This is a genomic window from Pseudomonas sp. H3_A02 (assembly GCF_054671965.1).
In genome coordinates, this window is the sequence record NZ_CP162807.1 from 3,714,572 (window position 1) to 3,741,561 (window position 26,990).

Annotated in this window: 22 protein-coding genes and 1 pseudogene; 8 read left to right on the forward strand and 15 right to left on the reverse strand. The window is 61.1% G+C overall.

Annotation, left to right across the window (positions count from 1 at the left end; translation table 11 throughout):
- Nucleotides 1-34: 34 nt before the first annotated feature.
- The 7 genes from AB4N80_RS16605 to AB4N80_RS16635 form a co-directional block, all read right to left on the reverse strand.
- Nucleotides 35-904 carry an aldose 1-epimerase gene (locus tag AB4N80_RS16605; protein ID WP_460078001.1) on the reverse strand — a complete coding sequence of 290 codons (870 nt, stop codon included), beginning with the start codon at nt 902-904 and terminating at the stop codon, nt 35-37.
- A gap of 187 nt (nt 905-1,091) precedes the next feature.
- The gene (locus AB4N80_RS16610) at nt 1,092-2,372 is read right to left on the reverse strand and encodes a TRAP transporter large permease (RefSeq protein ID WP_305467502.1); all 1,281 of its coding nucleotides are present in this window, start codon (nt 2,370-2,372) and stop codon (nt 1,092-1,094) included.
- Nucleotides 2,372-2,899 (reverse strand): TRAP transporter small permease, encoded by a 528-nt coding sequence (locus tag AB4N80_RS16615; protein WP_042730808.1) that lies wholly within the window; start codon nt 2,897-2,899, stop codon nt 2,372-2,374. Before AB4N80_RS16615 ends, AB4N80_RS16610 begins: the two co-directional genes overlap by 1 nt.
- Before the next feature lie 76 nt (nt 2,900-2,975).
- Nucleotides 2,976-3,944 (reverse strand): TRAP transporter substrate-binding protein, encoded by a 969-nt coding sequence (locus tag AB4N80_RS16620; protein ID WP_305467500.1) that lies wholly within the window; start codon nt 3,942-3,944, stop codon nt 2,976-2,978.
- A gap of 56 nt (nt 3,945-4,000) precedes the next feature.
- On the reverse strand, nt 4,001-4,906 hold the full coding sequence (locus AB4N80_RS16625) for an SMP-30/gluconolactonase/LRE family protein (protein ID WP_305467499.1): 906 nt from the start codon (nt 4,904-4,906) through the stop codon (nt 4,001-4,003).
- 43 nt (nt 4,907-4,949) lie between these two features.
- The gene (locus AB4N80_RS16630; RefSeq protein WP_122566307.1) at nt 4,950-5,771 is read right to left on the reverse strand and encodes an NAD-dependent epimerase/dehydratase family protein; all 822 of its coding nucleotides are present in this window, start codon (nt 5,769-5,771) and stop codon (nt 4,950-4,952) included.
- A gap of 173 nt (nt 5,772-5,944) precedes the next feature.
- The gene (locus AB4N80_RS16635; protein WP_305467497.1) at nt 5,945-7,246 is read right to left on the reverse strand and encodes an OprD family porin; all 1,302 of its coding nucleotides are present in this window, start codon (nt 7,244-7,246) and stop codon (nt 5,945-5,947) included.
- A gap of 487 nt (nt 7,247-7,733) precedes the next feature.
- Between AB4N80_RS16635 and AB4N80_RS16640 the strand changes: the two genes are divergently transcribed.
- Entirely contained in the window at nt 7,734-8,354 is a 621-nt protein-coding gene (locus AB4N80_RS16640) for a TetR/AcrR family transcriptional regulator (RefSeq protein WP_003202912.1), read from the forward strand.
- 75 nt (nt 8,355-8,429) lie between these two features.
- Here AB4N80_RS16640 and AB4N80_RS16645 read toward each other — a convergent pair whose 3' ends face one another.
- From AB4N80_RS16645 to hydA, 4 genes and pseudogenes are all read right to left on the reverse strand, one after another.
- Nucleotides 8,430-9,518 carry an RHS repeat-associated core domain-containing protein gene (locus tag AB4N80_RS16645; RefSeq protein WP_240998383.1) on the reverse strand — a complete coding sequence of 363 codons (1,089 nt, stop codon included), beginning with the start codon at nt 9,516-9,518 and terminating at the stop codon, nt 8,430-8,432.
- A gap of 239 nt (nt 9,519-9,757) precedes the next feature.
- On the reverse strand, nt 9,758-11,032 hold the full coding sequence (preA, locus tag AB4N80_RS16650) for an NAD-dependent dihydropyrimidine dehydrogenase subunit PreA (RefSeq protein WP_305467495.1): 1,275 nt from the start codon (nt 11,030-11,032) through the stop codon (nt 9,758-9,760).
- Nucleotides 11,033-12,400 carry an NAD(P)-dependent oxidoreductase gene (locus tag AB4N80_RS16655; protein WP_354338352.1) on the reverse strand — a complete coding sequence of 456 codons (1,368 nt, stop codon included), beginning with the start codon at nt 12,398-12,400 and terminating at the stop codon, nt 11,033-11,035. It abuts the gene before it with no gap.
- 182 nt (nt 12,401-12,582) lie between these two features.
- Nucleotides 12,583-13,961: pseudogene (hydA, locus tag AB4N80_RS16660) on the reverse strand (dihydropyrimidinase).
- A gap of 667 nt (nt 13,962-14,628) precedes the next feature.
- Here hydA and AB4N80_RS16665 point away from each other — a divergent pair.
- The 4 genes from AB4N80_RS16665 (at nt 14,629) to AB4N80_RS16680 (ending at nt 19,597) form a co-directional block, all read left to right on the forward strand.
- Nucleotides 14,629-16,107, forward strand: coding sequence for an NCS1 family nucleobase:cation symporter-1 (locus AB4N80_RS16665; protein WP_122564674.1), 1,479 nt, complete (start codon nt 14,629-14,631; stop codon nt 16,105-16,107).
- Nucleotides 16,108-16,257: 150 nt separating this feature from the next.
- The gene (locus AB4N80_RS16670; protein ID WP_122564673.1) at nt 16,258-17,541 is read left to right on the forward strand and encodes a Zn-dependent hydrolase; all 1,284 of its coding nucleotides are present in this window, start codon (nt 16,258-16,260) and stop codon (nt 17,539-17,541) included.
- 85 nt (nt 17,542-17,626) lie between these two features.
- On the forward strand, nt 17,627-19,111 hold the full coding sequence (locus AB4N80_RS16675) for a helix-turn-helix transcriptional regulator (RefSeq protein WP_122564672.1): 1,485 nt from the start codon (nt 17,627-17,629) through the stop codon (nt 19,109-19,111).
- 240 nt (nt 19,112-19,351) lie between these two features.
- On the forward strand, nt 19,352-19,597 hold the full coding sequence (locus AB4N80_RS16680; RefSeq protein ID WP_122564671.1) for a DUF1652 domain-containing protein: 246 nt from the start codon (nt 19,352-19,354) through the stop codon (nt 19,595-19,597).
- Nucleotides 19,598-19,761: 164 nt separating this feature from the next.
- Here the strand turns inward: AB4N80_RS16680 and AB4N80_RS16685 are convergent, their stop codons facing one another.
- Nucleotides 19,762-21,147 carry a sensor histidine kinase gene (locus tag AB4N80_RS16685; RefSeq protein ID WP_122564669.1) on the reverse strand — a complete coding sequence of 462 codons (1,386 nt, stop codon included), beginning with the start codon at nt 21,145-21,147 and terminating at the stop codon, nt 19,762-19,764.
- The gene (locus AB4N80_RS16690; protein ID WP_053122824.1) at nt 21,125-21,808 is read right to left on the reverse strand and encodes a response regulator transcription factor; all 684 of its coding nucleotides are present in this window, start codon (nt 21,806-21,808) and stop codon (nt 21,125-21,127) included. The genes AB4N80_RS16685 and AB4N80_RS16690 overlap by 23 nt, the downstream gene beginning before the upstream one ends.
- 276 nt (nt 21,809-22,084) lie before the next feature.
- Here AB4N80_RS16690 and hcnA point away from each other — a divergent pair, with 276 nt between their 5' ends.
- From hcnA to hcnC, 3 genes are read left to right on the forward strand one after another with little or no spacing between them, the layout of a single operon-like run.
- Nucleotides 22,085-22,408: a cyanide-forming glycine dehydrogenase subunit HcnA gene (gene hcnA, locus AB4N80_RS16695; protein ID WP_122564680.1), complete on the forward strand. Its 324-nt coding sequence runs from the start codon at nt 22,085-22,087 to the stop codon at nt 22,406-22,408.
- The gene (gene hcnB / locus AB4N80_RS16700; protein WP_460090454.1) at nt 22,405-23,814 is read left to right on the forward strand and encodes a cyanide-forming glycine dehydrogenase subunit HcnB; all 1,410 of its coding nucleotides are present in this window, start codon (nt 22,405-22,407) and stop codon (nt 23,812-23,814) included. The genes hcnA and hcnB overlap by 4 nt, the downstream gene beginning before the upstream one ends.
- A complete protein-coding gene (hcnC, locus tag AB4N80_RS16705; RefSeq protein WP_305490704.1) occupies nt 23,807-25,066 on the forward strand; it encodes a cyanide-forming glycine dehydrogenase subunit HcnC in 1,260 nt (419 codons plus the stop codon). Before hcnB ends, hcnC begins: the two co-directional genes overlap by 8 nt.
- Before the next feature lie 220 nt (nt 25,067-25,286).
- Here hcnC and AB4N80_RS16710 read toward each other — a convergent pair whose 3' ends face one another.
- Both AB4N80_RS16710 and AB4N80_RS16715 read right to left on the reverse strand, forming a co-directional pair.
- Nucleotides 25,287-25,898 (reverse strand): glutathione S-transferase, encoded by a 612-nt coding sequence (locus AB4N80_RS16710; RefSeq protein WP_460078008.1) that lies wholly within the window; start codon nt 25,896-25,898, stop codon nt 25,287-25,289.
- 30 nt (nt 25,899-25,928) lie between these two features.
- Nucleotides 25,929-26,852, reverse strand: a complete 924-nt coding sequence (locus AB4N80_RS16715) for a MurR/RpiR family transcriptional regulator (protein ID WP_003202885.1) — start codon at nt 26,850-26,852, stop codon at nt 25,929-25,931.
- Nucleotides 26,853-26,990: the final 138 nt, after the last annotated feature.

A 26,990-nucleotide genomic window follows, 5' to 3' on the forward strand; every position in this document is an offset into this window, starting at 1 on the left:
GCGGGCAAGCCTTGCTCCCACAGGGATGTGGGCGTTAGAGCAACCGACACTGCATCGAAAACCCCAACGCCACTGACTGCCCTTGCTCCAGCAAACGCAGCCCCGGCCGTCCAGGCAGGTGATGGGCATTGACCGGATGGCTGACCGGTTCGATGCAGAAGAAATCCAGGCCCACGGGGCAGTACAGCAAGAAGTACGTGCTACCGCTGGCGCGGCATTGCAGTTCATACCCCAGGTCCGGTTGCTGGATCAGGCAATCGCCGTCCCAGCCACCGAAGCCATTGTCCACCAGTGTATCGGGCAGCGCCCGGGTCTCCTGGAAATCCCACTCGGCAGGAATAACACTCAGCTCCGTAGGCAGCTTGCTGGCATCGCATTTCCAAACTTCGCTCGCCCGGGTTTGCAGGCGCGTGCGGGCGGTGCGCGGAAAATACGGATGCAAGCCCAGCCCATGCCAGGCGGGCTGCTTCGCCATGTGGGTGACGAACATTGCGATCTGCAATTGGCCGCCGCTGAGGCGAATCCGCAGGCTGGCGCAATAGGCGAACGGGGATTGGCTGTCGAGTTGCAACAACACTTCCTGGGCGCTTTGCTCGATCACTTGCCACGGTTGCTGCCAGGCGCTGCCATGGATCGGGAACGGATCGTTAAGGCTGTTGGCGTTCAGGGCCAGCCAACCGCCGGGGCAGTCGAAACCGCCTTGGGCGATCCGGTTCGACCACGGGATCAACGGAAAGCAGCCGAGTTTGCCCGGCAGACCGTTTTCCAGCGCTTGCGGCGCGGGCGGGCGCAGCAGGGGGGCGCCGGTGCTGCGCAATGTCCATTCAACCAGACTGGCGCCCAGGTGCGGGGCCAGGGTGAGGCGGGTGAGGTCGTCTTCGAGGTGGAGAAGGGGCGGCGTCATGATGGCCTTGTTTTGCAAGGTTGAAAAAACTGTTGTGGGAAAAGCCGGATTCCTGTGTGCGAACCCTGTGGCGAGGACTTGTGGGAGCAAAGCTTGCTCGCGATGCAGGCTCCTCGGTTTCCTGGGAGACTGCGTCATTTTCATCGCGGGCAAGCCTTGCTCCCACAAGGGGATCTATCCTTGTCTGTTACAACACCAGGTGCGGCAGCCACAGCGAAATGGCAGGGACGTAGGTCACGAGCATCAGCACCAGGAACAGCATGGCGTAGAACGGCAGCAGCGCCTTGACGGTGCTTTCGATGCTGACCTTGCCGATGGCGGAACCAACGAACAACACCGCGCCTACCGGTGGCGTGATCAGGCCGATACCCAGGTTCACCAGCATGATCATGCCGAACTGCACCGGGTCCACACCGATGCCCACGATCACCGGCATCAGGATCGGCGTCAGGATCAGGATCAGTGGCGCCATGTCCATCACGGTGCCCAACAGCAGCAACATGACGTTGATGCACATCAGGATCACGTAACGGTTGTCCGACAGTGTCAGGAATGCGGTGGTGATTTTCGCCGGAATTTCCATCAGCGTCATGATGTAGCCGAAGCTGGCGGCGAAGCCGATGAGGATCATCACGATGGAGATGGTGCGTACCGTACGGTGCATCAGTTTCGGCAACTCGCTCCACTTGTAGTCGCGATAGATGCACATGGTCACGAAGAACGCCCACACCACGGCAATGGCGGCCGATTCGGTGGCGGTGAAAACACCCGAGAGAATGCCGCCAAGGATGATGAACAAGGTCATCATGCCCCACATGGCTTCCCGGCAGATCTTCAACGCTTGCTTGAGGGGAATCACTTCGCCCTTGGGGTAATTGCGCTTTTTCGCGAAGACCAGGCACAGCGCCATCAGGCAGAGGTTCATCATGATGCCGGGGACGATGCCGGCCATGAACAGCGAACCGATGGAGACGGTGCCGCCCGCGGCGAGGGAGTACAGCACCGCGTTATGGCTGGGCGGTGTCAGCAGTGCTTGCACCGAGCCACTGACGGTGACGGCGGTGGCGTAATCACGCGGATAGCCGCGGCGTGCCATTTCCGGGATCAGCACCGAGCCGACCGAGGCCGTATCGGCCACCGAGGAGCCGGAGATCGCGCCAAAAAAACTCGAGGCCACGAGGTTGACCAATGACAGGCCACCGCGCACGAACCCCACCAGCACACTGGCGAATGCCACCAGTCGGCGGGACATGCCGCCCTCGGCCATGATCGCACCGGCCAGCACGAAGAACGGGATGGCCAGCAACGAGAATTTGTTCACCCCGCCCGTTACCTGGATCATCATGGCCTGGAACGGAATATCGATCCACCACGCCCCGATCAGGGCGGCAGCGCCCAGCGCGTAGGCCACCGGCATGCCGATCAGGATCAACAACAAAAAACTGCCCAGCAGAATCAGCGCGTCCATTAAGCGGCACCTTCGTTTTCTTCAACCAGATCGAACTGCACGACCCGACGCTTGCTTTGATCACCCAGCAAGAGTTTTTCCAGGACAAAAATCAGGGTCAGGAAACCACCGATCGGGATCGGCATGTAGGTGATGCCGACGCGCAGGGTGGGGATGGCGCTCATGAATTGATTCCAGGTGGTCATGCACAGCTTGGTGCCCCAGATGGTCATGAAAATGCACACCGCCGCCATCAAGAGTTGGGTGAAAACCGAAGCCAAGGTTTGCCAGTGCGGTGGCAGGCGGCTGGTGACCATGTCCACGGCCATGTGCGAGCCGGAGCGGTAGCTGGCAGCGGCGCCGATGAAGGTAAATACGATCATCAGCAAGATGGCGGTGGGCTCCGGCCAACTTGAGCCAGTACCCAGTACGTAGCGGGCGAACACCCCCCACGGAATCATCAGTGCAACGGCGAGGACAGAAAGGCCGGCCACCCAGATGCAAGTCATGTAAATCGTGTCGTTGATACGCAGCAGCAAATTCTTCATCGGGTTCCACCGTAACCGGGCGCGCCTTTTAGCCGCGGGCGCGCCCAGCCTTTTCGTGAGTACAGATCGAGAGGTGTTACTGGACCGCTTCGATACGCTTGATCAGGTCGGCATACGGCGCGCCGTATTTGGCCCGGATCGGTGCGGTGGCGTCGTAGAAAGGTTTCTTGTCGACGGTGATGAACTCGACGCCGGCGGCCTTGAGTTTTTCTTCACTGGCGGTGGATTTTTTGTCCCACAGCACGCGCTCTTCAGCCTGGGCGGCCTTGGCGGCTTTTTTCACCATGTCCTGCTGCTCTGGTGTGAGCTTGTTCCAGGTGATTTTCGACATCACGATCGGCTCGGGCAGGATCAGGTGACCGGTCAGGCTGTAGAACTTCGCATTCTGGTAGTGGTTGTGCTCAAGCATGGTCGGCGGGTTGTTTTCCGCGCCATCGATCACGCCGGTCTGCAGGGCACTGAAGATCTCGCCGGTGTCCATCGCAATACCGTTGCCGCCCATGGCATTGATGGTCTCGATGAACATCGGGTTGCCTTGGACGCGAATCTTCATGCCCTTGAGGTCTTCGAGCTTGCGCACAGGCTTCTTGGTATAGAGGTTGCGCGTGCCGCCGTCCATCCAGGCCAGGGCCACCAAGCCGAATTCGGAGTTAGTGATCCGATCGAGGATCGCGTCGCCGACTTCACCGTCGATGACGGCGCGCATGTGGGCCTGGTCGCGGAAGATGAATGGCATATTGAATACGTTCACGTCCGGCACCACGGGGCCGACGATCCCCAGGCTGACCCGGGACATCTGGATCGCGCCGGCTTGCATCTGCTCGATGACTTCTTTTTCAGAACCCAGTACGCCACCCGGGAAATACTTGAACTTCAGCTCGCCGTTGCTCTCCTTTTCCAGGGTTTTACCCATGGATTCCTCGGCGACCACGGTCGGGTAGCCCTTGGGGTGGATGTCGGCGATCTTGATGTCGAGGGCATGCGCCGCCTGGGCCAGGAAGGCTAGGGGCAGGGCTGCGATCAGAAGCGTGCGTTTGAAATTCATGGTCAATCTCCAGTGTTGTTGTTTTTATGTCTATCGATGTGAAGCGGCAAAGCAGATCAATTCGTGGAGGGTTTCCGTCCTCCGAAAGCAGGTTCGGCCAGGCCCTTCACGCCGGGGTTGAGGGCGAACACACCACCGGCCAGGGACTGCGGGTCGCTGTCGTCGCCCGGGCGGATCGAGGTGACGAAGAGGGTGTCCAGGCGGCTGCCGCCAAAGGCGCACATGGTCGGTTTTTTCACCGGCACTTCCAGCGAACGGTCGAGACGTCCATCCGGGGTGAAACGGTGAATCAGCCCGGCATCGTTGGCGCAGATCCAGTAGCAACCGTCGGCGTCGACGGCCGCGCCATCCGGGCGACCGGCCAACGGCAGCATGTCGACGAACAGCCGCCGGTTGGACGGAGTGCCGCTGTCGATGTCGTAGTCGAAGGCCCAGATCTGCTGGACCAACGGATGCGAGTCGGAGAGGTACATCGTGCGGCCGTCCGGGCTGAAGCCCAGGCCGTTGGGTACAATGAAACCGCTCAGTTGTGCCTCGACCGGGCTGCGTTGCCCGGCCTCATAGCGGTACATCCGGCCTTCGTCGACGTTGGCGCCCATGTTCAAAACCATGCTGCCGGCCCAGAAGCGGCCCTGGCGGTCGCAACGGCCATCGTTGAGGCGCATGTCGGCGCGGCTGTGCTCAACGCTTGCACAGAGTTCGCTGTCGAGGCTGCCGTCATCATGGGGGTGCAGGCGGAAGAACCCGCTTTCCATGCCCGCGACCCAGCCACCGTCCTGGTGGCGGGCAATGCAGGCGAGCATTTCGGGGGCTTCCCAGCCCTGGATTTTTCCGCTGCTGGCATTCCAGCGTTGCAGGCCGCCGCTGGGGATGTTCACCCAATACAGGGCGTTTTCCTCGGGGACCCACACCGGGCTTTCCCCGACGGCGTTGCGTGCATCGACAATCAATTCGGCTTGCATGGCGATTCCTTGGTTCGTTCGTATCCCATGAACAACAGGCGAATCAGTCGTCGAACGGGCCGGCGGCGACAAAGGCACCGCCCTGGTAGATCCTGGCCGGGTCATCGGCGGCCGGCATTGGCTGCGCTTCGATCTTGTCGCGGAAAATTTCTGAGGTGTCCTTGGGCTGGTAGCCCAAGTGCGCGGCGTGGCTGTTGTCCCACCAGACGTCGCGGTTGGCGGACATGCCGTAGACCACGGTGTGGCCGACTTTCGGCGTGTAGAGCGAGCATTCGAGCAGTTGGGTGAGGTCGTCGAAGCTCAGCCAGGTGCTCATCATCCGGCGGTTCTGCGGTTCCGGGAACGACGAGCCGATGCGGATGCTCACGGTCTCGATGCCGTAGCGATCGAAGTAGAAACTGGCGACGTCTTCGCCGTAGGACTTGGACAGGCCGTAGTAGCCATCCGGGCGGCGAGGGGAGAGGGCGTCGAGGGTCTGGTCTTGTTTGTAGAAGCCGATGACGTGGTTGGAGCTGGCGAAGATCACCCGTTTTACGCCGTGCTTACGGGCGGCTTCATAGATATGGAACACGCCACTGATGTTGGCGCCGAGGATCTCCTCGAACGGGCGCTCCACCGAGACACCGCCGAAGTGCAGAATGGCGTCGACACCTTCCACCAGTTGGTGCACGGCCTGTTTATCCGACAGGTCGCATGGCACCACTTCCTCGCTTTCGTCGATGGCCGGAGCCATGTTGGCGATGTCCGACAGGCGAATGTGGCGGGCGTAAGGCTTGAGACGTTCGCGCAAGACTTTGCCAAGGCCGCCGGCGGCGCCGGTCAAGAGCAGGCGATTGAAGGGGTGGCGAATTTGTGTCGTGGTCATGGCATTACCTGAGCAAACAATGAGAGGTACAGTTGTTATAAGTTGTCGTACGACCGAGAGGGAATATCCTTATCCTTCCGCTACCTTGTCAACGTTTGATCGACGAACCGCTCTGGATCGGCGTCCTTGCCGCAGGTTGCCATGGGATGCGCTCATGGCAGTGGGTCCTGGTATTACAGCAGCGACAGCGGGTAGCTGATGAAGATACGGTTCTCGTCGAATTCATTGGTGCTGAAGTCGCGACGAATCGATGCGTTACGCCATTTCACGTTGAGGCTCTTGAGCGCGCCGCTCTGCACGGTGTAGGCCAGTTCGGTCTCGCGGCCCCATTCCTTGCCGTCGTCGACGGTGGCGGTGTGCACGTTGTCACCGCTGATGTAGCGGTTCATCAGGGTCAGGCCCGGCACGCCGACGGCGGCGAAGTTGAAGTCGTGGCGCAGTTGCCAGGATTTTTCCTTGGCGTTGTCGTAGCTGGAGTTGTAGCTGTCGTTCGCCAGGGTGCCGCCGCTGGTGCCGTTGACGCGCATCCAGGCGTCATCGCCGCCGACTTTCTGCAGGCCGACATAGAAGGTGTTGCCACCGTATTTGGCCGAGAGCATGGCGAACGCGGTTTTGTTGTCCAGGTCGCCGGCCAGCGCGCTGCCGTTTTCCTTGCCGGTGAAGTAGCCGAGGTTGGCGCCCAGGGTCCAGTCGCCGATGGGTTGGCTGTGGGTCAGGTTGAAATATTGCTGCTGGTAGATGTCGGACAGTTCCGCGTACCAGACACCGACCTGGGTGCGTTTTTCGTTGAAGGCGTATTCGCCGCCACCGAAGTTGAAACGGTCGGAGGTGAACGCGCCGCGGCCGTTCATCGACATGTCTTCCATGCTCGCGTCGTTGCGCGGGCTGTTGCCACGGAACTGGCCGCCGTAGAGGCTCAGGCCGTTGATTTCGGTGGAGGTCACCTGGCCGCCACGGAAGGTTTGCGGCAGGGAGCGACCGTCGTCGGAACGCAGGATCGGCAGCACCGGCATCCATTCGCCGACCTTCAACTCGGTCTTCGATACCTTAGCCTTCAGGGCTACGCCCAAACGGCCGAAGTCATCGGCGGGGCGACCGTCGTCATGCACCGGCAGCAACTGGGTGCCGGCGGTGCCGCGGCCGCCATCGAGCTTGACCGAGTACATGCCCAGGATGTCCACGCCGAAACCGACTGTGCCTTGGGTGAAACCGGACTTGGCGTCGAGGATGAAACTCTGGGTCCATTCTTCGGCTTTGCCTTGGGCGGCATTGTCGTTGACGAAGTTGCGGTTGAAATAGGCGTTGCGCAGGTTCAGCGTGGCCTTGGCGTCATCGACGAAGCCAGCGGCGCTGGCGGCCGTTGGCAGAAACGCGGCGAGACTGCTGCAACCCAGCAGGACCAGGGTGGGGCTGGCGTTGAGAAGGGTACGGCGGTTTGAACGGTGGTTGGGCGAAAAACGGACACGTGTGCTCACTATGACGCTCCCTACTTTTTTGTTGTTTTTATTTGTCATACGTCGTCGTACAACATGAAGTGATTATTTGGAAGCGGCTGCTCATTGTCAACTGGCCATTATCGGAATTATCCAACTCGGGGGTGCTTCAAAATGAGGCGCTGCAATGGTTGGCGCGGGTCGAGGTCAAGATTGCAGGCCGTGGGGCCGGATAGATCCGAGGATTGAGGATAGCGGGGAGGGTGCCTGGTTATGCGATGACTGGTCTAAGACATTAGTCGAATGTTGGTGATCGGAAGGCTTAGGGGCTCTTGTGGCGAGGGAGCTTGCTCCCGCTGGACTGCGAAGCAGGCCCCAGTTTTTTGTTCCAACGTAGAATTTTTGGGGCGGCTTCGCCACCCAGCGGGAGCAAGCTCCCTCGCCACAAAAGCCTTCCCACAGGGATCCCCAGTGTTTTCAGAAGTGGGTGAATGCTAGTCTTGACCAACGCTGTTGCCAGGGAGCCCTCATGGGCAATCACAAGATCGAGATTCGTCGCAGTAACGTCGAGAAAATCCTGTTGGCCGCCGAGAAGGTCTTCGCCGAGAAAGGCTTCGGCAGCACCGCCATGGCTGACATCGCCGCCGAAGTGCAATTGCCGCGTTCCAACTTGCATTACTACTTCAGCACCAAGAGCGAGCTGTACAGCGCCGTGCTGTTCGACCTGCTGGAAGTCTGGAAACAGGACGCCTTGTGCTTCGAAATGTTCGACGACCCCCGGGTGGTCCTCAGCAGCTACATCCGCGCCAAGATGAACCACTCCCGCAGCCGCCCTTACGGCTCCAAGGTCTGGGCCAACGAAATCATCCACGGCGCCCCGACCCTGGGCCAGGCGCTGGACGCCAGCCTCTATGACTGGGCCAAGATGAAGGAAGCGAAAATCCGCCAGTGGGTGGAGGACAAACGCATCCTCCCGGTAGAGCCTTCAAGCCTGCTCTACATGATTTGGGCCTCGACCCAGCATTACGCCGACTTCGATCACCAGATCAATATCCTTAATGATCATCAGCCGCTGTCCGACATGCAATTCGAACGGGCGGTGCAGACGGTGACCAGTGTGATTTTGCGGGGGATTGGGTTGGAGCCGTAGTTTTTGCACCAACGTAATGACGTCGGTAGCGTGAGGTTGAAAGTAAGTTTGTTCCCGATATTAATTGCTATTTTTTCACGTTGTATCTCTGATTTTTTTTAGATTATCGATTTTGAGTGCACGTCGGGCGGTTTGGAATTTTGACGCTGCATCCGTATATTCACTCCGATCACTCTGACCAGATTTCTTGTTGCGTTTTGTAGTTCTATAGCGTTTTCTGGTTGCTTTGAAATTTTCTCGAAGAATAGGATCTTCCACGATTGGAGGTATTTGCTCGTTTCTTGCGAGGATGTCGTAAGCGTATGCTTCATTCGCGCGACGTCTATGTATCAGAGTTGTACCATTTACCTCGCCTGCGGCATCTGTTCTTTCCTGTATCCAAGGTCTACGACGTCCTTCGTAAGTAATTTTTTTAGGAATTGCCGGGGAAGGGGCGGACGTTGAGCTAGCTCCGACCCGGGGACTGGGGCCAGGCTGTTGTAGTAATTCTCTTAATCTGGGGGCAACGGGGGCAACGGGTTTGGGAGCAGCAGGTTGGAGAACAGCGGGGCTTAATGAAAGATCCAACACGCCTGGCATGTTTGTCGTCAGCCTGTTCCATGGCTTAAAGGCAGAAGTAATAAGAGTGATGGGATTATTCCCACTCGGATCATACCGATTAACCGGATCCCCCCCACAATACGCATACGCATTAATCCCCCCATCCCCAAAGGGACTGTACGCATCCGGACTATTAAACCGCATCAGCACCGGATTAAAAGCCCGGTTACCCTGTCCCAATAAATAATGCCCCGTTATCGGATCAGGGCGCTCACCATTGAACCCGAGCAAACTGCTCAAACCACTTTCCGCCGGCCGATGACCATAGGCGGTATAAGCCATACGCTGGGTATCGACGCCAGCCAGTGTCTGCATAACCGACCGTTGTCGGTCCGTTGCCAGCAGCGTCGTCTCGGTGACGTTGGCAACGTGCAGGCGTTGCGCCAGGGGCTGGGCTTCATGGCGAAGGATCGTGAGTTCTACCTGGCCTTCGATCTCATTGACCAACTCGTCGTTCTGGTAAAAACGCTGCGTGCCCACGTGTTCCGCAGGCTTCAAGCCTGTCAGGCGGTCCAGGGGGTCGTATTGGTAGCGGCACAGTATCTTCATCGTTGACGTCGACATAGGCTTGGCTCTTGCTGATTGGCTCGGCCGTGTCAGGCTCGGGTATTTTTCGGGGGGTGTCTACTAGCAGAACTGTTAGTCCGAGGGGGAGCCTTGAGATTTGTGTTGGGGCTGATGGCCTCATCGCGAGCAAGCTCGCTCCCACATTGGGTCTCTGGAGTACACAATATCTGTGAACGACAGGATCCCCTGTGGGAGCGAGCTTGCTCGCGATGGCGTCAGTCCAGACACCCCAACCCTCAAGCCGTTACATGATAGGGATTACGCGGATCATGGTTCCAATCCAGAAACGGCTTGCCGGTGTCCACCGTCACCATCTCGATGCAGTCCTGCACCGGGCAGGTGATCTGGCACAGGTTGCAGCCCACGCATTCCTCATCGATCACCTCATACACATGGGTGCCGTCCGCCTGCTTGAGGCTGGCGATGGCCTGGTGTGAGGTGTCTTCGCAGGCGATGTGGCAGCGACCGCAACCGATGCAGGCCTCTTGGTCGATCTTGGCGATGACCTGATAGTTGATGTCCAGATACTTCCAGTCGGTGGTGTTGCCCACCGCGCGACCGGAAAACGCCTGCAGGTTGGCGTGGCCCTGGCTGTCCATCCAACGTGACAACCCGTCCTTCATCTCTTCGACGATGCGAAACCCATGCAGCATCGCCGCCGTGCAGACCTGCACCGCGCCGCTGCCCAGGGCGATGAATTCCGCGGCGTCGCGCCAGCTGCCGATGCCGCCGATGCCGCAGATCGGTAAGCCTTGGGTCTGCGGGTCGCGGGCGATTTCGGCGACCATGTTAAGGGCGATGGGTTTGACCGCCGAGCCGCAGTAACCGCCGTGGGTGCTCTGGCTGCCGACGCTGGGCAGGGCGACCATGCGGTCCAGGTCGACGCTGGTGATGGAGTTGATGGTGTTGATCAACGACACCGCATCCGCGCCGCCCCGATGGGCCGCCCGGGCGGCGACGCGGATGTCGGTGATGTTCGGTGTGAGCTTGACGATCACCGGCAGCGAGCAATAGGTCTTGCACCAGCGGGTCACTTGCTCGACGTACTCCGGCACCTGGCCGACCGCCGCGCCCATGCCTCGTTCCGGCATGCCGTGGGGGCAACCGAAGTTCAGCTCGATGCCGTCGGCACCGGTGGCCTCCACCAGGGGCAGGATAGATTTCCAGGACTCTTCGACGCAGGGCACCATCAGCGACACGATCAACGCCCGGTCCGGCCAGTCCTTTTTCACCTGGGTGATTTCCCGCAGGTTGATCTCCAGGGAACGGTCGGTGATCAGCTCGATGTTGTTGATGCCCAAGACCTCGCGATTGGCCCCGTAATGGGCCGAATACCGCGAGGACACATTCACGGCTGCAGGGTCCTCACCGAGGGTTTTCCAGACCACGCCACCCCAACCGGCCTCGAAGGCGCGGACGACGTTGTAGGCCTTGTCGGTGGGCGGCGCGGAGGCCAGCCAGAACGGGTTGGGGGCTTTGATGCCGGCGAAGACAATCGACAGATCGGCCATTTACGCAGCCTCCACATTGAGCATCAGTTGAGCGTTGATCGCCTCGGCGGCGAGCTTGCCGTGCTGCACGGCTTGCACGGTGAGGTCCTGGTCCAGGCTGGTGCAATCGCCGCCGGCGTAGACCCCGGGAACGCTGGTGCGCAGGTGTTCGTCCACCAGAATTCGCCCGTCCTGGCGCTTGAGTTCCCGGGCCAGTGGGTCCACCAGCGCGTTGTCGTCGAAGGCCTGGCCGATGGCTTTGAAGATGGCGTCGGCAGGCAAGTCGAAGGTTTCGGCGCCGATGACCAGTCGACCGTTTTCCAGATGGGTACGGGAAAAGCGCATGCCGCGCACATGGCCGGCGTCATCGAGCAGCACCTGTTGCGGTTGGGCCCAAGTCAGCAGGCGCACCTGGTTGGCCTTGGCGATGTCTTGCTCGTGCAAAGTCGCGCCCATGTCCTCAAGGCCGCGACGGTAGACCAGGTTGACGTCCCGGGCGCCGAGGCGGGCCATTTGCACGGCCATGTCGATGGCGGTGTTGCCGGCACCGAGCACGATGCAACGGTCGGCCAAGGGCAACTGGCTGAGGTCGTCGGCCTGGCGCAGTTCGCGGATGTACTCGGTGGCGGCCAGCAGCCCCGGTGCTTGTTCGTCGCTCAGGCCCAGTTGTTTGCTGGCGGCCAGGCCGAGGCCGAGGAACACCGCGTCGAACTGCTGGTGCAGGTCGCTCAGGCTCAGGTTCTCGCCGAGTTTCTGACCATGGCGGATTTCGATGCCGCCGATGCCCAGCAGGAAATCCAGCTCACGTTGGGCATAGTCGTCCACCAGTTTGTACTTGGCGATCCCGTATTCGTTGAGGCCTCCGGCCTTGTCCCGGGCTTCGAAGATCACCACGTCATGGCCGTGCATCGCGCTGCGGTGCGCACACGACAACCCCGCCGGCCCGGCGCCGACCACGGCGATGCGCTTGCCGGTGGCGGCAGCCCGTTGGAACGGGTGTTCGCTGAAGTGGGCGTTGTCCACCGCGTAGCGTTGCAGCGAGCCGATCAACACTGGCGCGCATTCATGGGCGTTGTTGCGCACGCAGGCTTGCTGGCACAGCACCTCGGTGGGGCAGACCCGGGCGCAGCTGCCGCCGAGGATATTGGCCGAGAGGATTTTCTGCGCCGCGCCTTGGACGTTGTCCTGATGGATGTTGCGAATGAACGAAGGAATGTCGATCTCGCTCGGGCAGGCGTTCACGCAGGGCGCGTCGTAGCAATACAGGCACCGGGAAGCTTCCAGGTGGGCCTGGCGCGCATTGAGCGGCGGCGCCAGGTCGCTGAAGCGGGCGGCGAGGGTGGCCGGGTCTTCCTGGGAATGGGGGAGGTGATTCAAGGGCTGGATCATGGAATGGGCCTCACGGTGTTTGAGGTGCTGCCTCTGGTGGGCAGTGGTTTTTTCGGTGTCTGGACTGACGTCTTCGCGAGCAAGCCCGCTCCCACAAGGGATTTGCTACACACCACACATCTGCGTCTATCCCAGATCCAATGTGGGAGCGGGCTTGCTCGCGAAGGCCGAAGGCCTGGGTTTCAGCGTTTCACAGCAGTTGGCTTATTCAGCTCCGCCCGCTTACTCAGCAAATCAAACACCGCCGGATACGCCGGCCGTTCGATGTAGCGCCCGGCGCCGCGTTCGGCCCGCAGGTCGCCGTCGGCCCACACCAGCCGACCCTGGCTGATGGTGTGGCTGGGCACGCCGCGCACGGTCTTGCCTTCGAAGATGTTGAAGTCCACTTGCTGGTGGTGGGTCTTGGCTGAGATCGTGCGGCTGCCCTGGGGATCCCAGAGCACCAGATCCGCATCGGCGCCGACGCGGATCGCGCCCTTGCGTGGGTAGAGGTTGAAGATCTTCGCGGTGTTGGTGGAGGTGAGGGCGACGAAGTCTTGCATCGACAATTTGCCGCTGTTGACCCCTTCTTCCCAGAGTACGGCCATGCGGTCTTCAATCCCGGCGGTGCCGTTGGGGATCTTGCTGAAGTCATCACGCCCGGCGGCTTTCTGCTCGGCGCAGAAACAGCAGTGGTCGGTGGCGGTGGTGTGCAGGTTGCCGGACTGCAAGCCGTGCCAGAGTGCCTCTTGATGCCCGCGTGGGCGGAAGGGGGGCTCATCACGTAACCGGCGGCGGTCTGCCAGTCCGGGTGGCGATAGACGCTGTCGTCCAGCAGCAGGTGTCCGGCCAATACTTCGCCGTAGACCGGTTGGCCTTTGCTGCGGGCGTAGGTGATTTCGTCCAGGGCTTCCTTGGTGGACACGTGCACCAGGTACAGCGGCGTGCCCAGGGTTTCGGCGATGCGGATGGCGCGGCTCGCGGCTTCGCCTTCCACTTGCGAGGGGCGCGACAGCGGATGGGCTTCGGGCCCGGTGATGCCCTGGGCCAGCAGCTTGCGTTGCAGGTGGTAGACCAGCTCGCCGTTCTCCGCGTGCACGGTGGGCACCGCACCCAACTCCAGGCAGCGCTCGAAGCTCGCGACCAAGGTGTCGTCGGCGGCCATGATCGCGTTCTTGTAGGCCATGAAATGCTTGAAGCTGTTCACCCCGTGGTGGCTGACCAGCTCGGCCATTTCTTCGCGGACTTGTTCGCTCCACCAGGTGATCGCCACGTGGAAACCGTAGTCGCTGGCGCTTTTCTCGGCCCAGCCGCGCCATTGATGAAAGGCTTCCATTAGCGACTGCTGAGGGTTGGGAATCACGAAGTCGATGATCGACGTGGTGCCCCCGGCGAGGCCCGCTGCCGTGCCGCTGAAGAAGTCTTCACTGGCGACCGTGCCCATGAACGGCAACTGCATATGCGTATGGGGATCGATGCCGCCGGGCATCAGGTATTGACCACTGCCATCGAGCACTTCGACAGTGGCCGGAACATCCAGGTTGTCACCAATGGCCTTGATTACGCCGTCGGCGCAAAACACATCGGCGCGATAACTTTCATCATGGGTAATAACGGTGGCGCCACGGATCAACAGAGACATTCCGAGTTCCTCGCAGGCATGACCGACTGTTGCCGGTTCTTTATGTTTTATCCATCACGGTAGATAACGTCGTGCCGGTTTATATTCTTGTCACGACTGTCAGGATTAGACGCTAGCTGGAGTTTTTGAATTGAGCAAGATTATTTTTTATAAGCTTATGCGTTTATTAACTTATTGAAATTAAACGATTAAATTTTAAATTCACCAAAATGGTGAGCCTGCTCACCATTTTGACGCACTTGACAGGATCGTTATTTGAGCGAGATTTATCATGGTAAATCAGCGGCTTGAAAGTGCTGAAAGTGCTGTCTAGACACCTCGCGTTGATCCGGGGTGCACCACTTTGAATCTCCTCCTCGACAAGGCGTGAAGGTCATCTAGCCTCAAGGGCGGTAAGCAGGGAGTGAAACAAGGCAATCACGTGGCTTTAAAACGTTAAACATCAAAAGGTTGAAAGGGTTATATCGATCATCCGGTCAGCTCGGAGCGTTATTCGGCACGGTTATTGAGTGCCGTCGTGGCCTGGCGGGGTGGTCGGTAGCACGCGTGCAAGTACTCCGGCCATCGCCCGTCGATGAGCAAAAATAATGAAAACAGTGGAGCGGACATGACCAGATCAACAGTGACCGAGCGCGACGGATTGTTCGAGCTTGAAGCCGGCAGCGACGTCCTCGACAGCCCCCGTTATAACCACGACATCGCGCCGACCAAGGTGCACGAGCGAACCTGGAACAAATGGCACATCACCGCACTGTGGGTGGGCATGGCGATCTGCGTGCCGACCTACACCCTCGGCGGCGTGCTCACCGCCTATTTCGGCCTGACGGTGGGCGAGGCGCTGCTGGCGATTCTGTTTGCCAACATCATCGTGCTGATCCCCCTGACCCTCAATGCCTTTGCCGGAACCAAGTACGGCATTCCGTTTCCGGTGCTGTTGCGCTCATCCTTCGGTGTCATCGGTTCCAACGTGCCGTGCCTGATCCGCGCCTTGGTGGCGTGTGGCTGGTTCGGCATCCAGACCATGTTCGGCGGGCTGGCGATCCACCTGTTTCTCGGCTCGGTGTTCGACGGCTGGAAGAGCTTGGGCGGCACCGGTGAGGTGATCGGTTTCATGGTGTTCTGGGTCATGAACCTGTGGGTGGTGTTGCGCGGTGCCGAGTCGATCAAGTGGCTGGAAACCTTGTCTGCGCCCTTGTTGGTGCTGGTGGGGGCCGGGCTGTTGGTGTGGGCGTTGCCCAATGTCTCGTTGACTGAACTGATGGCGGTCCCGGCCAAACGCCCCGAAGGCGCCGGGGTGACCGGCTATTTCCTCGCCGGGCTGACGGCCATGGTCGGTTTCTGGGCCACCTTGTCGTTGAACATTCCGGACTTCAGCCGTTATGCCAAGAGCCAGAAAGACCAGATCGTCGGCCAGATCATTGGCCTGCCGTTGACCATGTTCCTGTTCGCTTCCCTCGGCGTGGTCATGACCGCCGCCTCGGAAAAACTGGTGGGGGTGACCGTCTCCGACCCGGTGAGCTTGATTGGGCACATCCAGAGCCCGGTGTGGGTGGCGCTGGCCATGGTGCTGATCATTGTCGCCACGCTGTCGACCAACACCGCGGCCAATATCGTTTCGCCCACTAACGACTTCCAGAACCTGGCGCCGAAACTGATCGGCCGCACTAAAGCCGTGATGTTGACCGGGCTGGTGGGGCTGGCGCTGATGGCTCACGAGTTGCTGAAGAAACTCGGCCTGATCGTCTCCGAGGTCAGCCTGGAGTCGGTCTACTCCAACTGGCTGCTGGGCTATTCAAGCCTGTTGGGGCCGATTGCCGGGATCATGGTGGTGGATTATTTCCTGATCAAGAAACAGCAACTGGACCTTGCCGGGCTGTACCGCGACGACATTTACCCGGCGTGGAACTGGAACGGTTTCATCGCCTTTGGCGTACCGGTGGTGCTGACGCTGTTGTCCCTGGGCAGCGATGCGTTCAGCTGGTTCTACAGCTATGGCTGGTTCACCGGCTCGGCGCTGGGTGGGGTGATTTATTACGGGTTGTGCAGCCTGGGAGCGAGCCCGTCCGTCGCTAAAACCGCGGTGTGAAGGAGGGCCTCATCGCGAGCAAGCTCGCCCCCACAGAGGATCCGCTGTGCACATGGATTTTGCACCCACCCCAATCCAGCGTGGGAGCGAGCTTGCTCGCGATAGCGGCCTCAAGACACCAAAAAAATGCCTGAAAAAATGGAGATCCCCATGAACGCAGCCATCGACGTCCTGCAATCGACCCATCAGCACATCAACCGCGACCGCCTGTGGCAATCGCTCATGGACCTGGCCCAGCTCGGGGCCACGGTCAAGGGCGGTGTGTGCCGGCTGGCCCTGACCGACCTCGACCGCCAGGCCCGCGACCTGTTCGTGCAATGGACCCAGGCGGCGGGCTGCACCGTCAGCATCGATGGGGTGGGCAATATCTTCGCCCGGCGCCCGGGGCGCAATCCGAACCTGCCACCGGTGATGACCGGCAGCCACATCGACACCCAACCCACCGGCGGCAAGTTCGACGGCTGCTTTGGCGTTCTGTCCGGGCTGGAGGTGCTGCGCACCCTCAACGACCTGAACATCGAAACCGAAGCACCGTTGGAGGTGGTGGTCTGGACCAACGAAGAGGGCTCGCGCTTCGCTCCATGCATGATGGGCTCCGGCGTGTTCGCCGAGAAATTCACCCTTGAAGAAACCCTGGCCAAGACCGACGCCGAGGGCATCAGCGTAGGCCAGGCGCTCAACACCATCGGCTATGCCGGCCCGCGCCCGGTCAGTGGGCATCCGGTGGGGGCGTATTTCGAGGCGCACATCGAACAGGGGCCGATCCTCGAAGACGAGGGCAAGACCATCGGCGTGGTGATGGGCGCCCTGGGGCAGAAGTGGTTCGACCTGACCTTGCGGGGCGTCGAAGCCCACGCCGGCCCGACGCCGATGCACCTGCGCAAGGATGCCCTGGTAGGCGCCTCGATCATCGTCGGCGCCGTCAATCGTGCCGCCCTCGGTCATCAGCCCCATGCCTGCGGCACGGTCGGTTGCCTGCAGGCCTACCCGGGCTCGCGCAACGTCATCCCCGGCGAAGTGCGCATGACCCTGGATTTCCGTCACCTGGAACCGGCGCGCCTGGATTCGATGATCGCCGAGGTCAAGCAAGTGATCGAGGACACCTGCCGCCAGCACGGCCTGACCTTCGATTTGAAACCCACCGCCGACTTCCCGCCGCTGTATTTCGATCAGGGCTGCGTCGACGCCGTACGCGGCGCCGCCCAAGGGCTGGGCCTGTCTCACCTGGACATCGTCAGCGGTGCCGGCCACGACGCGATCTTCCTCGCCGAACTGGGCCCGGCGGGGATGATCTTCGTGCCCTGCGAAGGCGGCATCAGCCACAACGAAATCGAAAACGCCGCCCCGGACGACCTCGCCGCCGGTTGCGCGGTGCTGCTGCGAGCGATGCTGGCCGCCTCCCAGGCGATTGCCGAGGGGCGCATGGCGGCGTGAAGGGCACGATGCACTATTGCAAACCCATGTGGTCGTAACTTTCAACGCATCCATGCTTGAACCCTACTGACCACATGGAGACCCAATGAATCAGCAAGTCCCGACCACCGATACCAACCGTCGTCAATTGCTGCAGATCATTGCCGGACTGTCCGACGGGGTAATGTTGATCGAGGTCGACCAGACCATCGCCTGGGCCAACGCAGCGGCCTTGACCATGCACGGGGTCAAGGACCTCAGTGAACTGGGCACCACGGCCAAGCAATACGCCGAGCGGTTCAATTTGCGTTACCGCAACAACCACCCGCTGACTGAAGACAACTACCCCATCGCCCGGGTTGCCCGTGGCGATGAATTCAGCGATGTGCTGGTGGAAGTCACGTCCCAGGCCGATCCGGATCGCACCTGGGTGCATCGGATCCGTAGCATGGTCCTGGCCGACCGCAACGGCGAGCCGGAACTGCTCGTGCTGATCCTCAGCGATGCCACCGAATGGGCCAGTGCCGAGCAGCGCTTCGAGAAAACCTTCGGGGCCAACCCGGCGCCGGCGGTGATCTGCCGCCTCAGCGACCTGCGCTACATCAAGGTCAATCCGGGGTTCCTGGAGATGACCGGCTACAGCCGCGAGCAGGTGATCGGGCGTTCGGTGTATGAGCTGGATGTGCTTGAAGCCGCCGAAAAACGCGACCTGGCCATCGAGCGTCTGGGGCAGGGCGCGACCATTCCGCAAATGCAGGCCGAGTTGAAGTTGCCCGATGGCACTATCAAGCAGGTCATCGTCGCCGGCCAACCCCTGGACCTGCATGATGAAGATTGCATGCTGTTTTCCTTCATGGACATGGAGCCGCGCCGCAAGGCTGAAACGGCGCTGCGCCAGAGTGAGGAGCGCTTTGCCAAGTCGTTCCGACTGTCGCCTGTGCCCACCCTGGTGTGCAGCGCCGAACAGCAGTTGCTGGAAATCAACGAAGCGTTTCTCCAGACCACCGGTTACGCCAGCGAAGAGTTGTTGGGTAAAACCGTGGAGGAAATCGGCTTTCTCGACAAGGACGCCGGCGCCGCGCTGTTTGCCCGGCTGGAAAAGGCCGCCGCGGTCTCGAGTATCGACGTCAAGGTGCATAAGAAGGGCGGCGAACTCATCGACTGTGAGGTCGCCGCCGACACGGTGCTGATCCAGGACAAGCCCTGCTATCTGCTGGTGCTGATGAACATCACCGAACGCAAGCGCTCGGAGCTGGAGCTGGTGGCAGCGATCGAGGAGGTGATGAAAGACGCGTCCTGGTTCAGTCGGACCCTGATTGAAAAACTGGCTAACGTGAAGAGCATCAACGCCCAGGTGCCCAGCGTGTCATTCACCGAGCTGACGGCCCGGGAGCGAGACGTGCTGGGGCTGATCTGCGAGGGCCTGGCCGATAAGGAAATCGCCGCACGGCTGAAGCTTGCGCCCAACACCGTGCGCAATCATGTGGCGACCCTGTATTCGAAGCTGGATGTCCATAGCCGCAGTGAGGCGATTGTCTGGGCGCGGGCACGGGGGTTATTCGCCAATGAATGGCGAATGAAGGCACCATGATAGCCAGTGCAAATGCACCTGATGGGCTGGTGCAAATTCGGGTTTTGCAGGGAGGGGCGGTTCCTTAGGCTGTCAGGGTGCGACATCGTCGGTGATGTCGCGTCCCCGACGAAACACTTAAGGAATACGCCGCGATGTACAGTGAACGAACCCAGTATGAGAGCGACAGGATGTCTATGCAGGCCAGGAGGTCGGAGCTGTCCACTGTTTATTTGCCTCCCCGGGGCTGAGGTGCATCACATGACCCATTTGGCTCCCTTGCGTACCCGCCTCGAAGAAAGTTTTACGCCGTTGGCCTGCGAATGCAGCCTCAATGGCGACGGCACCCTCACCGTGCGCCTGTATCACCGTGAAAGCGGTGAGGTGGACCTGGTGGTGAGCGGCATGAGTCTCGACAGCGTCCGCTCGGAAGAGAGCATTGCGAAGCTGATCGATGAGTTGCGTTATGAGCTGCATAACACCCCGCTGCATCGCAGTGATGCCTGATAGATAAAGATCAAGCACACCACACCCTGTGGCGAGGGAGCTTGCTCCCGCTGGGTCGCGCAGCAGCCCCAAAAACCTGCCGAATACGCGCGTCTGGTTTACGACTGCTTCGCAGCCGAGCGGGAGCAAGCTCCCTCGCCACAGGTGCTGCTCCAGCCCTATGACTACAACAACGTCCCCCGGCAATCGAGCACCAACCGCGCGCCGCCGTGTTCGCTGCTGTCCACCTCCAACGTGAACCCATGCAGATTGACGATCGCCGCGACGATCGACAGGCCCAGGCCGAATCCACCGTGCTGGCTGCTGCCTTCGGCGCGATAGAAACGGCGGAACACGGCCTTGCGCTCTGCCTCGGGAATGCCGGGGCCGGAATCGAGCACTTCGATGCGCGTGCTGTCGCCCTGATCGACCCCACGCAGGATCACGGTGCCCCCCGGCGGGGTGAACTTGATGGAGTTGCTCAGCAGGTTCGACACCGCCTCGAACAGCAAGGCCCGGTCGCCGTTGAGCAGGGGCAGGGCGTCGGGAGCCTCCAGGATGAAGGTCAGTTCGCCTTCCTCGGCCAAGGGCAGGTAAAAATCATGCAACTCCTGCAATAACTGCAACGGATCGAGGCGCACGAAGCCCGAGCGCCGTTGCTGGTCTTCCAGTTCGGAAATCCGCAACAGACCACGAAATCGCGCCATCAGGGTGTCGGTCTCGGCGATTACCTGATCCATCTGCAAGGCCTCGGGGGAGCCGTCCGGCGCTTGCTGCTGGATGCGATAAAGTTGGGCACGCAGGCGCGTCAGCGGGGTGCGCAGGTCATGGGCGATGTTGTCGCACACGCCCTTGACCTCATTCATCAAGCGTTCGATGCGCTCAAGCATGGCATTGACGATCGCCGCCAGCATGTCCAGTTCATCGCGTCGGCTCGACAGCGGCAGGCGATGGGTCAGGTCACCGGCGACGATGGCTTCGGCGCTGGCCTGCAACTGGCGAATCCGCCGCAGCGGTCGGCGGCGCAACAGGTGCCAGCCAGCGATGCCTGGCAGGATGGTCAGCGATACCCCCCAGAACAGCGCGTGCAAGATGATCCGCGTCACCGCGAACAGCGAACCGTTGTCCCGGGCCAGGACCAGCCAGCGGCCGTCCTGGGTCCGGGTCGCCACTGCGTCGCAGCTGTCGGAAGGCACGCCCGGTTCATCGGAGTCCACGCAGCCGCCAAGCATGTGGATCTTGCCGTCCAGCGGCAGGTCGGCGGGCACGCGCAGGATCGGTCCGCTCAAATGGCGCAATTGCGGATCGAACAGCCCATAGGCGTCGACACCGCGCTCGTCCAGCGTCAGGCTGGCCATGAGCGCATCTTCCAGTTGGTCGCCGTGGATCCGGGCGAACAGGTGCTGGCGCTGCATCAGGGAGTGCTTGGCCAGGCTGTCGAGGTAGCCAAACACTTCGTAATACATCACCCCCATCAGGATCGCGCTCCAGATCACGAACAGCGAACTGTACAGCGCCAGCAGGCGACTGCTGGAGGAGCGCCAGCCCTTAGCGGGGTTCAGCAATGACATAGCCGGAACCCCGTACCGTGCGAATCAGCGGTTCCAGGCCCGGTGGGTCGATTTTCTTGCGCAGGCGGCCAATGTGGACGTCGATCAGGTTGGTGCCGGGGTCGAAGTGATAGCCCCAGACTTCCTCGAAAATCATCATGCGCGAGAGGATTTGCCCGCTGTTGCGCATCAGGAATTCCAGCAGCTTGTATTCGGTGGGCAGCAGGCTCAGCAGTTGCCCGTTGCGGCTGGCCTCGCGGCTGATCAGGTTCAGCTCCAGGTCGGCTACCCGTAGCGCGGTTTCCGGCTCGCGGGTGCCATTGTTGCGCCGTAGCAGCACTTCGACCCGCGCGGCCATTTCGTCGGTGGCGAACGGCTTGGTCAGGTAATCGTCGCCGCCGGCCCGCAGGCCACGCACGCGTTCATCCACATCGGAAAGGGCGCTGATCATCAGGATCGGCGTGGCCACGCCCATGGTGCGCAGCGTGGTGACGATCACCAGGCCGTCGAGCTCAGGCAGCATGCGGTCCAGCGTGATCAGGTCGTAGTCGCCGCTGACCGCCCGTTCCAAGCCTTCTCGGCCGTTGTCGACCCAATCGACATCCAGGCCGTTGCGGGTCAGCTCGGCAACGATTTCACGGGCGGTCACGGCGTCGTCTTCGATGGTCAGGATGCGGTTCATGGGCGGTACCGTGTGGGGAAGTTGGAGCGATTGCGCAACATTCTGCCAAAAATTACCTGTCGGCTTTCTGAAAAAAAGTTCATGGACCGGCAGGCCGATTCGCTGGCCTGGATCAACACTTGGTCACAAATTATCCCTAACATGAATTTCGTGCGCACTATCATGTCGCGTCTGTTGCCCCGCTTCGGTGCGCTGTTGCCGGGTACCGACGCGAACCGGTGGATGTGTGCCGCAAGGAGCCGAAACCTCACTGAACCTTCAAGGAAGAGCAGCATGATGCAACCTCAAGACGTTCTACGCCGAACATTCGATATCCAGCCGTTGAGCCGCGCCGACATGACGGTGCGCCTGGACGGGCAAGTCGTCAACGCCGCCCACGGTGAAACCGTCCTCACCGTCATCCAGTCCCTGGGTCAGCGCCAGGTCGCCCGCAACGACCACGACCAGATCAGCGGCGCCTACTGCGGCATGGGCGTGTGCCAGTGCTGCCTGGTCAAGATCGACGGTCGCCACAAGCGCCGCGCCTGCCAGACCCTGGTGCGCCCTGGAATGCAGATCGAAACCCGGGCCAACCGCATGACCGAAACGGAGGCGCCATGAGCCTCGATCCGGTGATTGTCGGCGGTGGGCCGGCGGGTATGGCTGCAGCCATTGAACTGGCCTCTCACGGGGTGCGTTGCACCGTGCTCGAAGAGGCGCCGCGCCTCGGCGGCGTCGTGTACCGCGGGCCATTGCGCGATGGTGTCAGCCTGGATTACCTGGGGCCGCGCTACCGCGAAGCCCTGGAAAAGCTCCACGGAGAATACCAGCGCCACGCCGGGTTGATCGATGTGCGCTTGGGCAACCGTGTCATCGGTGCCGAAGGTTTCCGGGCGCTGATGCTGCTGGATGCCGACGAGCGCCTGGGCGAGGTCGCCTATTCCCATCTGGTCCTGGCGGCCGGTTGTCACGAACGCAGTGTGCCGTTTCCTGGCTGGACGCTGCCGGGGGTGATGATGCTCGGCGGCCTGCAATTGCAGATCAAGAGCGGCGTGGTCAGGCCGCCGAGCCCGGTGGTGATCGCCGGCACGGGGCCGTTGCTGCCGCTGGTGGCCTGCCAGTTGCACGCTTCGGGCGTGGCGGTGGCGGGTGTCTTCGAAGCCTGTGGGTTCAGCCGGATCGCCAAGGAAAGCCTGGCGTTGCTGAACAAGCCGCAACTGTTCCTCGACGGCCTGAGCATGCTCGCCTACCTCAAGCTCAAGGGCATTCCCGTGCGCTATGGCTGGGGTGTGGTGCAGGCGGACGGCGAGGGTGAGCTGAGCCACGTCACCGTCGCGCCTTATTCCAGTACCTGGGAACCGGACCTGAAACGCGCCGAACAGGTCCCGGCCCAGACCCTGGCAGTCGGCTACGGGTTTATCCCGCGCACGCAATTGAGCCAGCAGATGGGCCTGGAACACGGTTTCAGCGAGGACGGCTATTTGCGGGCCGTGTCCGATGCCTGGCAACAAAGCAGCGAAGCGCACATTCACCTGGCCGGCGACATGGGCGGGATCCGTGGCGGTGAAGCGGCCATGCTCAGCGGGCGCATCGCGGCGCTGTCGATCCTCATGCAACGCAACGTGCTGGACCTGTCCACGGCCCTGGCCCAGCGGGATCGCTACCAAGCGCAACTGCAGCGGATCGTTCGCTTTCGCGCCGCCGTGGATCGCTACACTCAGCGTGGTGCCGGGCAAACCGCGTTGCCGGCCGCCGATACGGTGATCTGCCGCTGCGAGCACGCCACCCGCGCCGACATCGACCGGGCGCTGCAGCAAGGCGTGCAAGACATGGCCAGCCTGAAGATGCGCACCCGCGTGAGCATGGGCGATTGCCAGGGGCGGATGTGCGTCGGCTATTGCAGCGACCGCTTGCGCGAAGCCACCGGGCGCGCCGACGTGGGTTGGCTGCGGCCGCGTTTCCCCATCGATCCGATTCCCTTTTCAGCGTTCCAGAACGTCGGTACGGAGGCCGCTTCCCATGATTAAGGACTATGACGTAGTCATCGCCGGTGGCGGTGTGATCGGGGCCTCGTGCGCCTATCAACTGTCCAAGCGCAAACACTTGAAGATCGCCCTGATCGACGCCAAGCGGCCCGGCAACGCGACCCGCGCCTCGGCAGGTGGTCTGTGGGCCATCGGTGAGTCGGTGGGCCTGGGGTGCGGGGTGATCTTCTTTCGCATGATGTCGGCCAACCGCAAGCGCCAGACCCAGGGCGCCGCCGTGGCGGTGGATGCCAGCACGCCGCACATCCTGCCCCAGTCGTTCTTCGATTTTGCCTTGCAGTCCAACGCGATGTACCCGCAGTTGCACCGCGAGTTGATAGACAACCATGGCATGGATTTCAAGTTCGAGGAGACCGGGCTCAAGTTCGTGATCTACGACGACGAAGACCGTTTGTACGCCGAGCACATCGTCGCTTGCATTCCCCACCTGGCAGACCAGGTGCGCTGGCTTGACCAGGCGGCCTTGCGTGAGGCAGAGCCGAATGTGAGCCATGAAGCCCAGGGGGCGCTGGAGTTTCTCTGCGATCACCAGCTCAGTCCGTTTCGCTTGGCCGATGCCTATACCGAAGGCGCCCGGCAGAACGGCGTCGACCTGTTCTTCAATACTAACGTGACCGAGGTGCTGCGTTGCGGCACACGGGTGACTGGGGTAAAAACCGCCGAGGCGGGGACCTTCCACTGCCGGACCCTGATCAACGCGGCCGGTGCCTGGGCGGCGGACCTGAGCGAACAGGCCACCGGTGTGAGGATTCCGGTCAAGCCGGTCAAGGGCCAGATCCTGCTGACCGAACGCATGCCGAAAATCCTCAACGGCTGCCTGACCACCAGCGACTGCTACGTGGCGCAGAAAGACAATGGTGAAATCCTGATTGGCAGCACCACCGAAGACAAAGGCTTCGATGTGACCACGACTTATCCGGAGATCGAAGGGTTGGTGCAAGGTGCGGTGCGCTGTATTCCGCAGTTGCTCGACATCAACTTGAAGCGAACCTGGGCCGGCCTGCGCCCGGGTTCGCCTGATGAATTACCGATCCTGGGGCCGATGCGCGGGGTGCAAGGCTATCTCAACGCCTGCGGGCATTTCCGCACCGGTATCCTCACCTCGGCCATCACTGGGGTGTTGCTGGACAAACTGGTGAACAATGAACCGTTGCCGCTGGACATCACGCCGTTCCTGGCGGATCGCTTCGAGGTCGCGCCGCCGGTAAAGCCCAAGGAAATGGAACTGGCCTGAGTGAATCCTGATGGAGTGAGCCCTCATCCGGCGGTCACTCAGGAACCAACTGTAGGAGCCTGTGGGACCCTGTGGGAGCAAAGCTTGCTCGCGATAGCGCTGGATCATCCAGCAACAATGTTGACTGGTATACCGCTATCGCGAGCAAGCTTTGCTCCCACAGGTACTTTGGCTACCCCCAGGTACTTTGGTTGCCTCAGGATTTTTTGTTTACAGCCAGTTATTCCATCGGTGTGCTGACAAACGCCTCCAGCCCTTCGGCATAGGCGGTGAACGCGCTGATCGACGCAAATGACTTGCCCTGCACCTGGTCCGGCACCACCAGGTTGGTGAAGCTCCAGGCCACCGCCACGGTGATGCCTGCCTGATCGAGGGTGCCATCGGTGGCCAGGGGTTGTTTCACCAGTTCCTGTTCCAGCAGGCCATAGGCCGCCGCCAGTTGGCCTTCCACGCGTTCAACCCAGGGGGCGTGCTGGATTTCTGTCGGCCGCAGGTTGCGTTCGTAGTAGATCTGTACCGACTTCTCGCACGCCGCCAGGGCCAGGCCAATCACGCGCAGTGCGCGCAGCCGTTGCCCACTGTCCACCGGCATCAGGCTTTTGCCCGGCGCGGCCAAGGCCTCGAGGTAATCGATGATCAACGTGGAATCCATCAGCACGTTGCCATCGTCCAGCACCAGGGTGGGAGCCTTGACCACCGGGTTGATGCGCTGGAACTGTTCGAAATGCCTGAACACCGAAACGGACTCGTGTTCCAGGGCAACCCCCAGGCACTTGGCGGAAATGGCGACGCGTCGCACGTAGGGCGAGTCCAGCATGCCGATCAGTTTCATGATGTCTCCTTCAGAAAAATCTTGCGGGCGTTAATCCTCGAACCCGACCTGTTCATGGATTTCATCGACTTTGAGTTCCAGCCGGTAAGCCACGGCGATGAACAACGCCTGGCACAGGCACAACGTGGCACTCAACGAACGGAAGGCGAACGAACTGCCTTCGTTCACCAGCAGCACCGCGTTGGCCCGCTTGGCCAGGGGCGAAAGGTTGCTGTCGGTGATGATCAGGGTCTTGGCCTGGTGATGCTGGGCAATGCGCAGGCAGTGCTGGGTTTCCTTGCCGTAGGGCGTAAAACTGATGGCAATCACCAGGTCGTTGGCCCGCACGCTGCGCATCTGCTCGCGGTAACTGCCCCCCAGGCCGGACACCAGGTGAATGCGTTTGTTGGTGTGTTGCAGGTTGTAGACCAGGTAGTCGGCGACCGCGAACGAGCGGCGCACACCCACCACATAGATGTTGTCGGCGTTGACCACCAGGTCCACGGCCTTTTCGAACGCCTGGTCGTCCAGCTCCAACCCCAGGCGCTCGATGCCCGACAGGGTCGCATTGACGCACTCGCGGGCCAGGTCGCCGCCGCTGGCTTTCTGCGACTTGTTGGCGATCATGCTGCGGATGCGCTGCTGGTAGTTCTGTACCGGGGTGGTCTTGTGGGTGTAGGCCTCGCGGAACAACGCCTGCATTTCACTGAAGCCACTGAAGCCGAAGCGCTGGGAAAACCTGACGATGGCCGAGGGGTGCACTTCGCATTCCCGGGCGATGTCGCTGATGCGGTCGACCATGATCCGGTCGCTCTGCTGGCTCATGTAGCTGGCGATGCGTTTGAGCTGGCGCGGCAGGCTTTCGTATTCATCGGTGATCAGTTGCAGCAGACGCTCGGCATTGATCGGTGGGCTCGGGAGGGCGGGTTCGGACGCGCTCTCGGACGGCGCCGGCAGATCATCGGGGCGGGTCATAGAAAATCCTTCTGGCTTGTTCTTATAGGGCGGCCCGAACAAAGGCCGGCCCTCGACAATAGGTTGGCTGATCGCAGTCTACAGCGTAGGCGCAGGGAAAATCATGGGCGGACAAATGTTGCAGCAGCTGCTGAAACG

Excerpts from the sequence above, each read along its gene's own strand:
- AB4N80_RS16680 (WP_122564671.1), top strand. The coding sequence starts at position 19,352 with ATGACCCATTTGGCTCCCTTGCGTACCCGCCTCGAAGAAAGTTTTACG.
- AB4N80_RS16710 (WP_460078008.1), bottom strand. The coding sequence starts at position 25,898 with ATGAAACTGATCGGCATGCTGGACTCGCCCTACGTGCGACGCGTCGCC.
- preA (WP_305467495.1), bottom strand. The coding sequence starts at position 11,032 with ATGGCCGATCTGTCGATTGTCTTCGCCGGCATCAAAGCCCCCAACCCG.
- AB4N80_RS16675 (WP_122564672.1), top strand. The coding sequence starts at position 17,627 with ATGAATCAGCAAGTCCCGACCACCGATACCAACCGTCGTCAATTGCTG.
- AB4N80_RS16670 (WP_122564673.1), top strand. The coding sequence starts at position 16,258 with ATGAACGCAGCCATCGACGTCCTGCAATCGACCCATCAGCACATCAAC.
- AB4N80_RS16655 (WP_354338352.1), bottom strand. The coding sequence starts at position 12,400 with ATGATCCAGCCCTTGAATCACCTCCCCCATTCCCAGGAAGACCCGGCC.
- AB4N80_RS16605 (WP_460078001.1), bottom strand. The coding sequence starts at position 904 with ATGACGCCGCCCCTTCTCCACCTCGAAGACGACCTCACCCGCCTCACC.
- AB4N80_RS16665 (WP_122564674.1), top strand. The coding sequence starts at position 14,629 with ATGACCAGATCAACAGTGACCGAGCGCGACGGATTGTTCGAGCTTGAA.
- AB4N80_RS16690 (WP_053122824.1), bottom strand. The coding sequence starts at position 21,808 with ATGAACCGCATCCTGACCATCGAAGACGACGCCGTGACCGCCCGTGAA.
- AB4N80_RS16645 (WP_240998383.1), bottom strand. The coding sequence starts at position 9,518 with ATGTCGACGTCAACGATGAAGATACTGTGCCGCTACCAATACGACCCC.
- hcnC (WP_305490704.1), top strand. The coding sequence starts at position 23,807 with ATGATTAAGGACTATGACGTAGTCATCGCCGGTGGCGGTGTGATCGGG.
- hcnB (WP_460090454.1), top strand. The coding sequence starts at position 22,405 with ATGAGCCTCGATCCGGTGATTGTCGGCGGTGGGCCGGCGGGTATGGCT.
- AB4N80_RS16625 (WP_305467499.1), bottom strand. The coding sequence starts at position 4,906 with ATGCAAGCCGAATTGATTGTCGATGCACGCAACGCCGTCGGGGAAAGC.
- AB4N80_RS16630 (WP_122566307.1), bottom strand. The coding sequence starts at position 5,771 with ATGACCACGACACAAATTCGCCACCCCTTCAATCGCCTGCTCTTGACC.
- AB4N80_RS16685 (WP_122564669.1), bottom strand. The coding sequence starts at position 21,147 with ATGTCATTGCTGAACCCCGCTAAGGGCTGGCGCTCCTCCAGCAGTCGC.
- AB4N80_RS16640 (WP_003202912.1), top strand. The coding sequence starts at position 7,734 with ATGGGCAATCACAAGATCGAGATTCGTCGCAGTAACGTCGAGAAAATC.
- hcnA (WP_122564680.1), top strand. The coding sequence starts at position 22,085 with ATGCAACCTCAAGACGTTCTACGCCGAACATTCGATATCCAGCCGTTG.
- AB4N80_RS16715 (WP_003202885.1), bottom strand. The coding sequence starts at position 26,852 with ATGACCCGCCCCGATGATCTGCCGGCGCCGTCCGAGAGCGCGTCCGAA.
- AB4N80_RS16620 (WP_305467500.1), bottom strand. The coding sequence starts at position 3,944 with ATGAATTTCAAACGCACGCTTCTGATCGCAGCCCTGCCCCTAGCCTTC.
- AB4N80_RS16610 (WP_305467502.1), bottom strand. The coding sequence starts at position 2,372 with ATGGACGCGCTGATTCTGCTGGGCAGTTTTTTGTTGTTGATCCTGATC.
- AB4N80_RS16615 (WP_042730808.1), bottom strand. The coding sequence starts at position 2,899 with ATGAAGAATTTGCTGCTGCGTATCAACGACACGATTTACATGACTTGC.